General features: G+C 57.4%; 12 protein-coding genes and 1 pseudogene. 8 read left to right on the forward strand and 5 right to left on the reverse strand.

Translation table 11 applies throughout. The features are described 5' to 3' along the window. Positions 1-31: 31 nt before the first annotated feature. The 3 genes from CLV87_RS14640 to CLV87_RS14650 all read right to left on the reverse strand — a co-directional run bounded on the left by CLV87_RS14640 (position 32) and on the right by CLV87_RS14650 (position 4481). Positions 32-1195, reverse strand: a complete 1164-nt coding sequence (locus tag CLV87_RS14640) for a M20 aminoacylase family protein (RefSeq protein ID WP_099247798.1) — start codon at positions 1193-1195, stop codon at positions 32-34. Positions 1196-1374: 179 nt separating this feature from the next. Further along, positions 1375-2529, reverse strand: a complete 1155-nt coding sequence (argE, locus tag CLV87_RS14645) for an acetylornithine deacetylase (protein ID WP_099246527.1) — start codon at positions 2527-2529, stop codon at positions 1375-1377. Between the two features lie 119 nt (positions 2530-2648). Next, positions 2649-4481, reverse strand: a complete 1833-nt coding sequence (locus CLV87_RS14650; protein ID WP_099246529.1) for an ABC transporter ATP-binding protein — start codon at positions 4479-4481, stop codon at positions 2649-2651. A 281-nt stretch (positions 4482-4762) separates the two neighbouring features. On the opposite strand from CLV87_RS14650, the gene CLV87_RS14655 reads away from it, so the two are divergent. From CLV87_RS14655 to CLV87_RS14675, 5 genes and pseudogenes are all read left to right on the forward strand, one after another. Further along, entirely contained in the window at positions 4763-6460 is a 1698-nt protein-coding gene (locus CLV87_RS14655) for a peptide ABC transporter substrate-binding protein (RefSeq protein WP_099246531.1), read from the forward strand. A gap of 119 nt (positions 6461-6579) precedes the next feature. Continuing rightward, positions 6580-7642, forward strand: a pseudogene (locus CLV87_RS14660) (ABC transporter permease). Next, entirely contained in the window at positions 7635-8603 is a 969-nt protein-coding gene (locus CLV87_RS14665; RefSeq protein ID WP_176556035.1) for an ABC transporter permease, read from the forward strand. The pseudogene CLV87_RS14660 and the gene CLV87_RS14665 overlap by 8 nt, the downstream one beginning before the upstream one ends. 67 nt (positions 8604-8670) lie before the next feature. Further along, entirely contained in the window at positions 8671-9171 is a 501-nt protein-coding gene (locus CLV87_RS14670) for a DUF1697 domain-containing protein (RefSeq protein WP_099246534.1), read from the forward strand. Between the two features lie 255 nt (positions 9172-9426). Beyond that, a complete protein-coding gene (locus CLV87_RS14675) occupies positions 9427-10476 on the forward strand; it encodes a YeeE/YedE family protein (protein WP_099247800.1) in 1050 nt (349 codons plus the stop codon). A gap of 126 nt (positions 10477-10602) precedes the next feature. Here the strand turns inward: CLV87_RS14675 and CLV87_RS14680 are convergent, their stop codons facing one another. Both CLV87_RS14680 and CLV87_RS14685 read right to left on the reverse strand, forming a co-directional pair. Next, positions 10603-11901 (reverse strand): DUF3422 family protein, encoded by a 1299-nt coding sequence (locus tag CLV87_RS14680; protein WP_099246536.1) that lies wholly within the window; start codon positions 11899-11901, stop codon positions 10603-10605. 162 nt (positions 11902-12063) lie between these two features. Beyond that, a complete protein-coding gene (locus CLV87_RS14685; RefSeq protein ID WP_099246538.1) occupies positions 12064-12468 on the reverse strand; it encodes a DUF6314 family protein in 405 nt (134 codons plus the stop codon). A 164-nt stretch (positions 12469-12632) separates the two neighbouring features. Here CLV87_RS14685 and CLV87_RS23905 point away from each other — a divergent pair, with 164 nt between their 5' ends. The 3 genes from CLV87_RS23905 to purB all read left to right on the forward strand — a co-directional run bounded on the left by CLV87_RS23905 (position 12633) and on the right by purB (position 14664). After that, entirely contained in the window at positions 12633-12797 is a 165-nt protein-coding gene (locus tag CLV87_RS23905; RefSeq protein ID WP_176556036.1) for a hypothetical protein, read from the forward strand. A 109-nt stretch (positions 12798-12906) separates the two neighbouring features. After that, entirely contained in the window at positions 12907-13236 is a 330-nt protein-coding gene (locus CLV87_RS14690) for a hypothetical protein (protein WP_099246542.1), read from the forward strand. 120 nt (positions 13237-13356) lie between these two features. After that, a complete protein-coding gene (purB, locus tag CLV87_RS14695; protein ID WP_099246544.1) occupies positions 13357-14664 on the forward strand; it encodes an adenylosuccinate lyase in 1308 nt (435 codons plus the stop codon). Positions 14665-14769 lie beyond the last annotated feature (105 nt).

Here is a 14769-nt window from a genome sequence, read left to right on the forward strand (position 1 = left end):
GCCGGCGCTGGCCCGTTTTGTGATTTCGGTTTTACCCAATCGGCATTCGCTGCTCGGCGATTTCCGCCCACCAGCTGCACCCGGCCGGGATGGCCTCGTCGTTAAAGTTATATTCCGGGTGATGCACCATGGCCGTGTCGCCATTGCCCACCAGAATATAGGCCCCTGGCCGCTCTTCGAGCATAAAGGCAAAATCTTCACCGCCCATGACCAGCGGGGCCTCTTCGCAATGACCAGAAACGGATTTCGCCACGTCTGCGGCAAATTCGGTCTGCTCTTCGCTATTCACCATCACCGGATAGCCCTTGTGATAGGTCACATCAGCGGTCCCACCAAAGGTTGCCGCGATCCCATCACAAATTGCCTGAATGCGTTCTTCGGCCAAGCTGCGCATCTCTGCAGACATGGTGCGCACAGTTCCCTTCAGATGCACGCTTTGCGGAATCACATTGTACGCATTTGAGGAGGTTTCAAACGAAGTCACCGAGACCACGATCTGATCGACCGGGTCCGCATTGCGCGAGGCAATGGTTTGCAGCGCCAGCACCGCTTGCGACGCCATCACCGTGCTATCCACTGTCTCATGTGGTTTGGCGGCATGACCACCGCGTCCTTCAAAGACGATGTCAAACTGATCCGTCGCCGCAAAGAACGCCCCGGGGCGAATGGCAAACTCGCCAACCGCATGGCCAGGCCAGTTGTGCATGCCATAGACTTCCTGGATGTTCCAACGTTCCATCATGCCGTCTTCACACATCTCGCGGCCACCGCCGCCGCCCTCTTCGGCAGGTTGGAAAATCACCACAACCGTGCCGTCAAAGTTACGCGTTTCAGACAGGTATTTCGCCGCCCCCAGCAACATCGCCGTATGCCCATCATGACCACAGGCATGCATCGCACCCGGCGTTTTCGAAGCATAGTCCAGACCCGTCGCCTCGAGAATCGGCAGCGCATCCATATCGGCGCGCAGACCAATCACCTTGCCCGAGCCGGTCTCGCGCCCCTTGATCACGCCAACAACGCCGGTGCGCCCGATGCCGGTCACGATCTCATCACAGCCAAATTCCTTGAGCTTATCCGCCACCACCTGTGCGGTGCGATGGGTCTCAAACAGGATTTCAGGATGTTCGTGCAGATCGCGTCGCCACAGGGTGATTTCGTCCTGCAACTCGGCAAAGCGGTTTTTGACGGGCATGAAAGGCTCCATGTTGAAAGGAAACAGGGGTCAAACGCGCCCCTGAAACGATGTAGGATGATGCGCCAACCTTGGCAGCGCAATTCGGCCAAGACAAGTGGTCAGGAGTACGAACGCCCCCGCGCAATTTGTACAATTCACACCCGATTTTGCACAGATTGCACAGTCATCAACCGGGATCAGGCCAATCGCTGCAACAGCCGCTCCATAAACGCCTGCCCTTCGTTGAATTGCGCCACGGTGATAAATTCGTTGGGCTGATGCGCCACATCGATATTGCCCGGACCACAGACGACGGTTTTATACCCGGCTGACTGGAAATGGCTGGCCTCGGTGCCATAGCTCACAAACCCATCCGAATTGTCCCCGGTCAACTGGCGCACCATCGCCTCGGCTGTGTTATCCTGCTCTGGCGCAAAGGGTGGCAGCGAAAAGATCTCGGTCGCAACGATGGCCGTTTCGGGTCGAATGGCGCGCATCTCAGCCTCAACCTTGGCACGCTCTGCCTCAAACGCCGCGCGCCAGTGATCCAAGCTTTCCCCCGGCACAACCCGAAAGCCCAGGCCAAAATGGCAATCCTTGGCGGTGATGTTATGGGCGGTGCCCCCTTCGATCACCCCGACATGGACATTGGTGTAGGGCGGGTAAAACAGTTCTGCCATCCCTTGCGGCTCAGCGGCCTCTTGTGATGCATTCACCTGATTGCACCATTCGATCAGCTTGGCTGCAAACATGATCGCACTGACGCCCTCATTCAAGATCGAGCTATGCACCTCAAACCCTTGAACATGAACGTTATAGCCAACAAATCCCTTATGGCCCAAAACAGCGCGCATCATGGTCGGTTCGCCAATGATCACATCGCTGGCCTTGGGCAAAATCGCCATATCGGCAATCAACCCCGGCGCGCCGGTACAGCCGATTTCCTCGTCAAAGCTCAGCGCGATTTGCAAAGGCCGGGTGATCCCGTGCCGCGCCGCCTCGACCAGCGCCCAAATCGCCAAAGCATCAAAGCCTTTCATATCGGTGGAGCCGCGCCCATAAAGACGCCCGTCTTTTTCGGTCAACACAAACGGATCGGTGACCCAGTCCTGCCCGTCGACTGGAACCACATCCGTGTGCCCGGACAAGATCACCCCACCGGCAATCTCTGGCCCGACATGGGCAAACAGCGCGGCCTTGTCCCGCGCATCGTTCCAATGGCGATGGCAGGTGATACCATGTCCGGTCAGATAGGTCTCAACCCAGTCAATAAGCGCCAGATTGCTTTTGGCCGACACCGTATCAAAGGCGACCAGCCGCTCCAGAATCTCACGCGGTGACAAGACCTGCATGCAGACCTCCTGTTTCTTCTTGGTCCAAATATTCTCGGGGGGAGCGTCGCGCTTGCGCGACGTGGGGGGCAGACAGCCCCCCGCCCCGCCCGCGGCACGCGCCTAAGCTTTTACAAAGCTTAATACCCGCTATCGGAAATCAGCACTTTGTGGCCCGGGCTGACCTCTTTGTATTCCGACGGTCCCGGCTCATGGCCAACCGGATGGATCGGCGATGGGATCGGTTTAAAGTTCAGATCCTTCTCTGACTTGCGCTGGCGCGGGTCGGCAATGGGCACCGCGCTCATCAGGGCCTTGGTATAGGCATGTTGCGGGTTCTCAAACACCTCGCGGCGCGGGCCCAATTCAACAATCCGCCCCAGATACATCACGCCGACCTGATGGCTGACGCGCTCAACCACCGCCATATCGTGGCTGATGAACAGATAGCCCAGCCCCAATTCTTCTTGCAGCTCCATCATCAGGTTGATCACCTGCGCCTGCACCGACACATCCAGCGCCGAAACCGCTTCATCCGCGACAATCAGTTTGGGGTTCAAAGCCAAAGCCCGCGCGATGGCGATACGCTGACGTTGCCCACCCGACAGCTCATGCGGATAGCGGCGCATAAAGCTGCGCGGCAATTCCACCCGGTCAAACAGATTGGCCACCCGGTCATTGATCGCGCTGCCACTATCGACATTGTAATTCTTCAGGGGCTCCGCCACCTGATCCGCCAACTGCAATTGCGGGTTCAGTGAGGCAAAGGGATCCTGAAAGATCATCTGCATTTCGCGACGCTCATCCCGCAGCTCAGCCGGAGACAGGGCCATCACATCCTTCCCGTCGAGATCAATCTTGCCGGAGAGCGGGTCAACCAGACGCAAGATCGAGCGCCCCGCCGTGGATTTACCGCATCCGGATTCGCCCACAAGTGACAGGGTTTGCCCCTTGTTGATAGTAAAGGAAACATCCTCAACCGCGTGAACATTCGCCACCGTACGGCGAAAGAAACCACCTTTGACCGGAAAGCGCGTTGTCAGGTTCTCAACCGTCAACAGCCGTTCTTCTGATCCGGTAATGGGCTGCGGATCATGATCTTCCTGACCAACCAGGCGCATGGGTTCGGGCAGATCCTTGCCGCGCATTTCACCCAGTTTGGGCACCGCCGCCAAAAGAGCTTGAGTATAGGGGTGCTGCGGGTTCTCAAAGATTTCCTCGACCGTACCCTCTTCGACCTTGTTACCACGGAACATGACAACGACTCGGTCCGCCATCTGCGCTACGACCGCCATGTCATGGGTGATGAACATCACCGCCGTGCCGGTCTCGCGCTTCAACCGGTCCATCAGCGCCAGAATCTCGGCCTGAATGGTCACATCCAAAGCGGTCGTTGGCTCATCCGCAATCAACAGACGGGGTTTGCAAGCCAAGGCCATGGCGATCACCACGCGCTGGCGCATACCACCCGACAATTCATGCGGGTATTGGGTCAAACGGCGCTCGGGCTCAGGGATGCGCACCTGGCGCAACAGTTCCAGCGCACGCTCTTGCGCCTCGGCTTTGTTCAGCCCGCGATGCACGCGCAACCCTTCGGTCAATTGCCGCCCGACAGTGAAAACCGGGTTCAGCGCTGTCATCGGTTCCTGAAAGATCATCCCGATCTCATCACCGCGAATCCCGCGCATTTTGTTTTGGTCAACCTCGGTCAGGTCGGTCACACCGCCTTCGCGGCGATCAAAAAGTAGGCGGCCGCCTGCTATTTCACCACCGCCATATTCGACCAAGCGCATCAGCGAGAGCGAGGAAACCGATTTTCCCGACCCCGATTCGCCCACGACGCAAACCGTTTCCCCGGCCCCGACATCAAAGGACACATCCTCGACCCCGACGACCGGACCGTCCTTTGTTTGAAACTCCACCCGCAGTTTTTCTACGCGGGCGATCGGGCCTTGCGACGCAACGTCAAGCATTGTTAGCGCTCCAAATATTATTTGGCTTTGGAGGCTAGTTCTTCTGTCGACAAAGTGTAAACCCCCTGTCTCGCTTTTCCGGAAAGAGGCAAAGGTTTCCCACACGCCCCCCTTGCAATTTGTCCGCTTTCCGGTTTTCGATACAATTAGTGTGGGCGCGGTATTTGCATAATTTGTCAGCGATTAACTTTAGTTGCCTTGGAAATGTGCCAATGGTCAGCCCATTCAATCATAATGGAAAGGGACGTTTTGAGCCCTGACCAACCAACATGGAGAGAAAAATGAAACTCAAGTCTTTGATGCTTGGGGCCGCAGCGTCCATGGCGCTGGCCCCTGCTGCTTTTGCGGAACGCGGCAGCGATGGCGACGTCAAAATCATCTATTGGCAGGCCCCATCGATCCTGAACCCGTTCCTGTCCGGCGGCACCAAGGACATCGAAAGTGCTTCGATGATCATCGAACCGCTGGCGCGCTATAATGAAAAAGGCGAACTGGTTCCTTGGTTGGTTGAAGAAGTCCCAACCACTGCAAATGGCGGTGTGTCCGAAGATCTGACCAGCATCACCTGGAAAATCACCCCGGGCATCACATGGTCCGACGGTTCTGCCTTTACCTCGGCTGACGTCAAATTCACCTATGACTATTGCACCGACCCCGAAGGCGGCTGCGCGCAGTTGACCAAATTCGAAGGTGTCACCGCGGTTGAAACCCCAGATGATCTGACCGTGATCGTGAAATTCGACGCGCCTACGCCGAATCCTTATGGCCCGTTTGTAGGCGGCGAGAGCCCGATCCTGCAAAAGGCACAGTTCGAAAACTGCATGGGTGCTGCGGCCTCAACCTGCACCGAGCAGAACTTTAACCCAATTGGCACCGGCCCGTTCAAAGTTGTTGAGTTCAAGCCCAATGACGTGATCACCATGGAAGCCAACGAAAACTACCGTGTGGCTGACAAGCCCGCCTTTGCATCGGTGACCTTCAAAGGGGGCGGATCTGCAGCGGCATCCGGTACGGCGGTTATGGAAACCGGCGAATTTGACTATGCATGGAACTTGCAGCTGGCACCTGACGTCATCGCCAAGATGGAAGCAGGCGGCAAAGGCAAGCCGGTCGCTGGCTTTGGTCCGCTGCTGGAACGCATCATGTTGAACAACACCAACCCTGATCCGGCGCTTGGCCCGGATGAGCGTTCTGTTGTCCGCCCCCACCCATTCCTGAGCGACCCAGCGGTCTACAAAGCCATGTCCATGGCCATCGACCGACCATTGCTGGTTGAAGTGGGCTATGGCCAAGCCGGCCGTGTGTCCTGCTCCTGGGTCCCTGCCCCCGAAGCCTATGCAATCACCGTTGATGGCTGCGATGTGCAGGACATCGAAGGCGCCAAGAAAATGCTCGACGATGCTGGCATCGTAGACAGCGACGGTGACGGCGTTCGTGAAAAAGACGGTGTACCGCTCAAGATCCTGTACCAGACCTCGACCAACGCCGTGCGTCAGGACTTCCAGGCTCTGATCAAAGAATGGTGGAGCGAGATCGGCATCGAAACCGAGCTGCGCAACATCGACGCTTCGGTCTTCTTTGGTGGTGACGCCGGTTCCCCGGACACCTTCCAGAAGTTCTATGCCGATGTTGAAATGTACGCCAACACCTTCAACGGCACCGACCCCCAAGCCTACCTGGGCAACGGTCTGTGCGACAAGGCTCCACGTCCAGACACCCAGTGGCAGGGTGAAAACATTTCGCGCTTCTGCTCGGAAGAATTCGACGCCATCCACGCGGAACTGTCTGAAACAGCGGATATGGGCAAACGCGCCGAGCTGGCCAAGCAGTTGAGCGCAATGGCCTTCGAAGAAGGCGCGATGATCCCGCTGGTTCACCGTGGTCGCCTGTCTGCCCATGCCAACAGCCTTGGTGGAGTCAAACTGAACGTTTGGGACAGCGAGCTGTGGAACGTCGCTGATTGGTATCGCATCAAGTAAGGCGATTTGGGCGGAGCAAACCCTTGCTTTGCCCCTTTCCCATTCTGTGATGGGCGGGGAGTGCCCCGCCCTTCCTCAAAGGACCACATCCCTATGACACTCATGATCCGAGGCGCCGCATGCTGACCTATGCAATCAGGCGTTTGATCCTTTCTGTTCCGACTTTGCTGTTCATCAGCTTCGTCATTTTCATGCTGTTGCAGCTGGCACCGGGCGATCCGATGGCCCAGGTACCGCTGACAGTACCCCCTGAAGTCAAACAAAAAATGCGCGAAGCGCTGGGGGTTGGTGAACCCGCGCTTGTGCAATACTGGAAATGGCTGGTTCAGGTCTTTTGGATCGAACCCAAGGTTCTGGTCGACTACATGTTTGGCACCCAATTTGCCTGGCATTGGGAACCCGCGCTGACCGAATTGAACGGCGACCAGATTGCCGCGCTGAAAGAAGCCGGCCGGTTCCGCGAAGTCGCCGGTCAGGTCGAAATCCTAGTGCAGGACCAACGCGTTATCTCTTGGCAGACCCGCTCTCCGGTGATGGATATCGTGGTGCAACGGATCCCGCAAACCCTTTGGGTTGTCGGTGTGGCCTATGTTGTCGCGATCCTGATTGCGCTGCCCATCGGTATCTATTCCGCCTATCGTCAATATTCGGTCTTTGATCAGGCCGGGACATTTGTGACGATGATCGGCTTTTCGATCCCGCCCTTCTTTACCGGGCCGCTGTTGATCGTGATCTTCTCCGTACAGTTGGGCCAGTTTCAAAGTGCAGCTGCAACAGATGATCATGCCGGTCATGGTGCTTGCGCTACAGATCACAGCCCAGCTCAGCCGCTATATGCGCGCCTCGATGCTGGACAATCTGGGACAGGATTACGTCCGCACCGCCCGCGCCAAAGGCATGAGCGAAAGCGTCGTGGTCCTGCAGCACGTGTTGCGCAACTCGATGATCCCGGTTGTGACCGTGATTGCCCTTGGTATCCCAAGCATCTTTGGCGGCGCGATCATCACCGAAAACGTGTTCAAGGTGAACGGCATCGGGCAGCTCCTGCTGACCTGGCTCTTTGCCAATGACTTGCCGGGCGTGATGACCCTGACCTTTATCTTTGCGGTGCTGATCGTGCTGTTCAACCTGGTGGCAGACATCCTCTATGGCCTGCTTGACCCGAGGATCCGCTATGACTGAGACCGTTGCTCCGATTGAGGCCCTCAAGGACAAAGGGCCAGAGAAACCACCGCGTTCACGCTGGAAGGATGTTTGGGACCAGTTCACCAAACACAAGGGCGCGATGTTCGGGCTGTTCTTCCTGGTGTTGATCACTTTGGCGGTGCTGATTGGCCCGCTTCTGTGGGACGCAGATCCGCAAAAGATCGACATTCGTAACAAGAACATGCGCCCGATCTACACCGCGATCTGGGATGGTGATGCCAAGGTGGGGTGGAACAAGCCACTGGGGTCTGACCAACTGGGCCGCGACCAACTGGCACAATTGCTGGCTGGTGGGCGCGCCTCGATGGCCGTTGGTTGGGCGGCCATGATCCTGTCGCTGTTGATCGGTACCGGGATTGGTGTTGCTGCGGGCTTTTATAAAAAGATCGACGGTCTGCTGATGCGCACCACCGACCTCTTCTTGGCCCTGCCGGTTCTGCCCCTACTCTTGCTGGCGGTCACCCTGTTCCGCCAACCCTTGCGCGAGAATTTCGGGCCTGAGGGGGGCATGTTCATCCTCATTGTCTCGGTCATCGCCCTAACCTCCTGGATGCCAACGGCACGGATTGTGCGTGGTGACGTTCTGGCGATCAAAGAGCGGGAATTTGTGCTCGCAGCACGCTCTATCGGCACCATGCCGGGCAAGATCATCCGACGGCATCTGCTGCCTAACGTGCTCTCGCCTATTTTGGTGTCTGCGGCTCTGGGTCTTGCCACGGCCATCATCACCGAAAGTGCGCTGAGCTTCCTCGGCGTCGGCTTCCCCTCTGACTTCCCCACCTGGGGCAAGATGCTGGCGGATGCGGTGGTCCGGATGGAAGAATATCCAGAACGCGTGCTGCTCCCTGGCTTTGCAATCTCACTGACAGTATTGTCGGTGAACTATCTCGGAGATGGTTTGCGCGACGCGCTGGACCCGCGCATTCGCGGGCGCTAACCAAGACACATGAAACGGGCCTTCGGGCCCGTTTCTTTTTCACGAGGGGCCTTGTTCAGGAGCAACCATGCCAGCCTATGCACTCTTTCTACGCGCCGTGAATGTCGGCGGCACCGGCAAGCTGCCCATGGCGGACCTGCGCCAGATGCTCTCAGACATCGGCTGCACGCATATCACCACCTATATCGCCAGCGGCAATGCGGTCTGTCACTTTGACGGCAGTGGCGAGGCTCTGCGCAGCAAGCTCGAGACCGCGCTTAAATCCTATGCAGGCAAGCCTGTGGGATGCTTTGTTTTGACCCAGCCTGAGCTGGACACACTGATCACCGCCCAGCCTTTTGAAGGTGCAGGCAATCAGATCCTGTGCCTTTTGCTGGATCACACGCCGACCACATTGACCCCCAAAAACCAAACCGACGAAGCCCTGCAGATCGGTCCAGATTGCGTGTTCATCCACTACCCAAACGGCATGTCCCGCTCGCGCTTAGCGTTGCCTGAACACGCGCTCGGCACAGCACGCAACCTCAATACGCTGGTCAAGATGCAAACCCTTCTGACCAAAATCTGACTGCCATAGGTTCTTTATCACCGCTTGGGGTGGGCATATGCCGTATTGTGCAGAAAAGGACTGGGTTCGGGGGCAAATTCCGCGCCACGGAACGTTCGAACACCTTTTTTCGGACCTCCCAAGACCCCTTTCTCCCCTCAAGCGAGAAACCAGAACATTTTCCCACCACACATTAGAATAAGTGCATAACTAATGCTTGCTCCGGACGAATTGATGCGCCAAACGGAACCCTGTTCCAAAACGCCGGAGAATCCCATGTACGAATCCTTTGGTTTTGAAGAGCTCACCGCGCCACAAGCTGCGGTCTATTTCGCGCTCATCCTGGGCGCATTATTCGGGATTCTGGCAGAACGCACGAAATTCTGTTTCCGCCGTGGCCTGGTCGGAGATGATCGCAAACAGGCTTTGGGCGTCTGGATGGCAGCCTTGGCCGTTGCCATCATCGGCACCCAAGCCGGCGTGGCCGCCGAATTGATCAGCTTTGACGATCATCGCTTCATGACCTCGGACCTGCCCATCGCTGCCATTATTTTGGGGGGCGTCATGTTTGGCGCAGGCATGGTCCTGACACGGGGCTGCGCCTCGCGCCTGACCATCTTGTCAGCAACCGGCAACCTGCGTGCCCTGACCGTGTTGCTGGTCTTTGCCGTCACCGCCCATTCGGTGCTCAAAGGTGCTTTGGCCCCGCTGCGCAGCGGCTTGAACGGCGTCACCGTAGACATGGGCGACGCCATCAGCCTGGCCAACCTGCCGGGCGGAACCTGGCTCTATGCTGGTCTGTTGGCCCTCCTCGCGCTTGCCATCGCCTTGCGCTCAGGCAACCGGCCATCGCTTTTGCTGCAAGGGGGGCTGATTGGCGCGCTTGTCCCACTTGGCTGGATTGGCACCGGCTTCATCCTTTATGACGATTTTGATCCGGTCGCGATGGAAAGCCTCGCCTTCACCTCGCCCTGGACCGACACAATCTTCTGGACGGTTGCCGCCTCTTCGATCCCTGCCAATTTTGGCCTCGGGCTGATCGGCGGCACCCTGGCGGGCGCGTTTCTCTCGGCTCTGGTCGCCCGTCGTCTGGAATGGCAAAGCTTCAGCACCCCGCAGGAAACTCTGCGCTACATCGCCGGTGCCGTGCTCATGGGCGCAGGTGGCGTTCTGGCCGGGGGATGTACCATCGGTGCGGGCCTCTCGGGCATTCCAACCCTGTCCGTCGCCGCTCTGCTGACATTGGTCTCCATCACCCTCGGTGCGCTACTGACCAATGCACAACTGTCTAGCCGCGCCGCTGCGGCTCCGGTCCCAGCGGAATAAGCGTTTCTTCGGGCCCTAAATATCCCGGGGATGAATTGGTCGCCTGCGACCAAGAAGGGGCAGGCCCCTTCCCGCGATTTTTCCACAGGAAAAATCGCCCCCCGCCCGCGGCACGCGCAGCCGGATTTACAAATCCGGCCCGCCCTTTTCGACCTTGTGCTTGATCCTCCGGATCATCCACCAGACGACGGCCACCACCGGTAAAACCGTCAAGGCCGTCAACATGCCTTTGGACAAGCCAATCGCCCCCGCCAGCGGATACAAAAGATAGCCAACCAGCGACACGGCATAATAGCTGATCGCCACCACGGACAGGCCCTCAACCGTCTCCTGCAACCGTAATTGCAGCTCGGCGCGTTGGTTCATACTGTGCAAAAGCTGTTGGTTCTGCGCTGACCGCCCCACCTCAACCTGGGTGCGCAACAGGTCCGCAGCACGGGTCGCCCGCGCCACCATATTGTCCAGCCGCACACCGGCGCTTTTGACCGTGCGCATGGCCGGGTCATAACGGCGCATCATAAATTCAGCAAAGGTCTGGCGGCCCTTATAGTGCTCTTCGCGCAGCACGGCGATGCGCTGATTGACAATGGCCTCATAAGCCCCGGTTGCCCCCATGCGAAAAGACGTCCGGGCCGACAGGCTTTCCAGCTCTGTCGACACTTGCAACAAGGCGCGCAAGGTCGATTCCTCATGGCCATCATCATTGGCCATCAATTCCATCAAGCGCATCAGCTCGGCATCCATCTCCCCCAAACGCGGAGAAATCTCGCGCACGCGGGTAAAGCCCAGCATCGACATCGCCTTATACGTTTCGATCTCGCACACCCGTTGCGCAATACGTCCGGCCCGGCGTTCCCCAACACGTTCACGTGCAAAAATGGCAAAGCGCTGATGCCCCGACTGGTCGATCCGAAAGTCGCCAGCGATGACCGCATCATCTCCTAGCACCTGACTGACAGCCAGGCTTTCGGGCACAAACCAATCGGACAGATGCGCGTCGATCTCGCTTTCTTCTGGCCGAAGTTCGATCCGCAACATGGCCGAAGTCACCCGGACACCTGGAGCGTCCATCAGCCAATCGGTTGGAAACACGTTGAAATCCGAGGGATCAAAGGGTTTGTCCCCCAGCCCAGGCATAAAGACCGTGTATGTCACGAATTCGGTATGCTGTTCCCATTTCAGGGTATGCTGGCCAATTTGGCCGGAATAATGCGTTGCCCCCGGCTGAGGATGCGCAGCCCCATAGCGGTCCAGCAAGGCCTTCAGATGATCCAGATCCAACGCACGATCGCGCGAAGCGGCATCCTTTGGACGCTTGACCGCCAGAAACACCGCACGGCAAGGCGCGCTCAGCGACGGAAATGGCCGCGCATGCAGCTCATTCGCCAATTTGTATCGCAGCGGGTGATCCTGGATCGGAGGCATAGGTCAGTCCTTGCAGTGGCGCGACTTATCGCGCCAGTCTTGTCAGATAGCTGGAACATGCGAGGGATAGATAGGTTTTGTAAAGACTAAATTTGTTGATTTTCAATAAGTTAGATGAATACATAGGTATACTGGCGCAAAATGCTGCGACATTTCCATTATTTAGGCGGTAGTTTGCGGTTGGTAGCGGCTGATCATCACATAGTCTTTGCGTGGCCCTTTGACCTGCCAGCGACAGCTCCATTGTGGCCAGTTTTCAAAGTCATACGAGGCGTCATACTGGTCTGGATCGCACCAATGTGCGCTTTCGCCGCCCTCAGATGGGACCCTGTGAAAATACCGCCCATCTGAAAAATAGACCCGCAGATCAGCGCCCCAACGGTATTGGCGTTCCGATTGAAACGCCCCTTGTCCCGGAATCTGCAACTCACCCCGTTCTATATAAAGCGCCCCATCGTCCTGCGCGATCCATTCCGCCTGCCCAACAAAAGCTGCGCTTCCACCGCCCTGATGCTGGATGTCACGCTGCAAACCCCAGGTGCCAAGGAAATCTGTCAAATCGCGCATGTCATCTGCCTCTGCTTATCCGCCTCTGCCGGTTAGGGCTTTGTTTACATTTGCGACACAATTACCTCAAATCCTCCTTATTTGCGCCCATCTGAGACTGCATCAAAGGGAGGAGCCACACAGAATTGGCCACAAAACGAGCAGTCATGAAAGGGGATACCCCGATGTTTTCCATATTTGCCCGCAGCTTGTTCCTGCTGTCTGTCTGGATGCTGACCGCCTCGGTTCAGCCATCCCCAATTGTCGAACCTCCCTTTGGCGAAACCCGTAGTTTCGCGAGTTGGACCTTGAATGACGCGCTGTTCTCCGTCTCTCTCCGACGTCTCTGACCAATCTCGCCTCTCCACGAAACGGGCCGCCAGCTGCTGGGTGGCCCTTTTGGTTTTCCCCCACACCTGTTAAACGCCGTCGAAACCCAATCAGGACCCGAGGCCGTTTATGCTTGCTGCGTTTAATACCCTTGCTCTTTTGGTTTTGTTGCCTCTGGGTCTTTGGCGTCTGACACGGCAGTCCGAATGGGCCTTTTATCGCAAGGTTTCCAATGCGCTGTTCGCCTTTTGGTTTCTTGGTACCATCGAAGTGATCGCGATGAACCTTTTGTGCGATGGCAACCTTCTTTATGGGCTCAACAATTGCGTGGCCATGCCCAAAGGGTTGGGGAATGTGTTGGCCGCCCTGGGCCTGTTCAGCATGGCGATCTCTGCCGCGCTTTGGATCCTGGCCAGTATCGTCATGTTGGTCCGTGCGGCGCTTAACCGTTCCAACTAGGGTCAGCCCTAAAACCAGCCACAAGGGCAATCGGTCTCATGCCACGCCCCTTGAGACATTTGGGATGTCCGTTTATGACGCCTGCGCTGGCTGCTCACAACTCATGAAAAAGGTTCGCTGATGATCCCCCGCTATTCCCGCCCCGATATGGTTGCCATTTGGTCGCCTGAAACCAAATTCCGCATCTGGTACGAGATCGAGGCGCATGCCTGTGACGCTCAGGCCAAGTTGGGGGTGATCCCGCAGGAAAACGCCGATGCGGTGTGGAAAGCCAAAGATGTCGAATTCGACGTGTCCCGCATTGACGAGATCGAGGCCGTCACCAAACATGACGTTATCGCCTTTCTGACCCATCTGGCAGAACATGTCGGTTCCGAAGAGGCGCGTTTTGTCCATCAGGGCATGACCAGCTCGGACGTGCTGGACACCTGCCTGAACGTACAGCTGGTACGCGCCGCCGATATCCTGATCGAGGACATGCACAAGCTGCTCGCCGCACTGAAAACCCGCGCGATGGAGCATAAGAACACCGTGCGCGTTGGCCGCAGCCACGGCATTCACGCTGAACCCACCACCATGGGCCTGACCTTCGCGCGTTTCTATGCCGAGATGGACCGCAACCTATCGCGCCTGCGCGATGCGCGTGCCGAAATCGCCACCGGCGCTATTTCCGGCGCGGTTGGCACATTCGCCAACATCGACCCCGCCGTCGAAGAGCATGTTTGCGAGCAAATGGGGCTGGTGCCAGAGCCGATCAGCACGCAAGTTATTCCACGCGACCGCCACGCGATGTTCTTTGCCACTCTGGGTGTTATTGCTTCCAGCATCGAAAACGTCGCCGTTGAAATCCGCCACATGCAGCGTACCGAAGTGCTTGAGGGAGCGGAATTCTTCTCGATGGGTCAAAAAGGCTCCTCGGCGATGCCGCATAAAAAGAACCCGGTTCTGACGGAGAACCTGACTGGTCTGGCGCGTCTGGTGCGCATGTCGGTGATCCCGGCGATGGAAAACGTGGCGCTATGGCACGAGCGCGACATTTCGCATTCTTCCGTTGAGCGCGCCATTGGCCCCGATGCTTGTGTGACGCTGGACTTTGCCCTCGCCCGTCTGACCGGTGTGATCGAGAAGATGCTGATCTTCCCTGAGAACATGTTGGATAACATGAACAAATTCCCGGGGTTGGTCATGTCTCAACGCGTGCTTCTGGCCCTGACCCAAGCCGGCGTCAGCCGCGAAGACGCCTATGTCATGGTGCAGCGCAACGCCTTGAAGGTCTGGGAAGAGCGTGTCGATTTCCGCGAATTGCTGCTGCAGGATGCCGATGTTGTCAAAGCCCTGGGCGAAGACGGCATCAACGAGAAATTCAACATGGATTACCACACCAAACATGTGGACACGATCTTTGCCCGCGTGTTCAACGAAGAGTGATCTTGCGAAAAATGAAGTTGGAAAGGCCGGGGCAAACCCGGCCTTTTGCGTTTTGAACACGCGAATTTTGGGAAATCGCCCGGCTGTGGTACCCTCCTGACCAAA

Origin of the sequence: Pelagimonas phthalicica, assembly GCF_004364805.1 — a bacterium.
GTDB lineage: Bacteria > Pseudomonadota > Alphaproteobacteria > Rhodobacterales > Rhodobacteraceae > Pelagimonas > Pelagimonas phthalicica.